Raw genomic sequence first — 424 nt, forward strand, 5'->3', positions numbered from 1 at the left:
TGCAGAGAAAAAAGAAGAAGAGGAGAGAGGATGAAGAAAAGAGAAAAGAACAGAAACGGTGGAGGAAAGGAAAAAATGGGAAAGGAGACGTTGCGATGGCGTATCGGCATTACAGGGGTAATTTACGGGGCAGCGCACCACCAGCGCTGGCACACGGGGGGCATGCTCACTGCGGCGAAAATAGAAATACCAGTGGGTTACCATACCATACCGTATGTCCCGAACCAAACACAGTGCTCAGTCTCGACCCGAATACAAGGGTCTTTTTTTTTTTTTGCTAGCCGCGAGTTGGAACTTGATTACGAGGACTCTTCTTCCATTTTCCATTTGCTCAATGCGTGTCATTACTCTGTCCTAGTATATATCCTCTACCCTATTCTACTATTATTTGTATTTTTTTTTTATAAATATAAAAACATTGTAC

At 43.2% G+C, this 424-nt stretch carries 1 protein-coding gene; it reads left to right on the forward strand.

Annotation, left to right across the window (positions count from 1 at the left end):
- Nucleotides 1-30: 30 nt before the first annotated feature.
- On the forward strand, nucleotides 31-424 hold a 394-nt coding region (locus JS756_RS36225), incomplete at its 3' end, for a hypothetical protein (protein WP_205387508.1).

This window comes from Streptomyces actuosus, assembly GCF_016921115.1.
Taxonomy (GTDB): Bacteria; Actinomycetota; Actinomycetes; order Streptomycetales; family Streptomycetaceae; genus Streptomyces; species Streptomyces actuosus_A.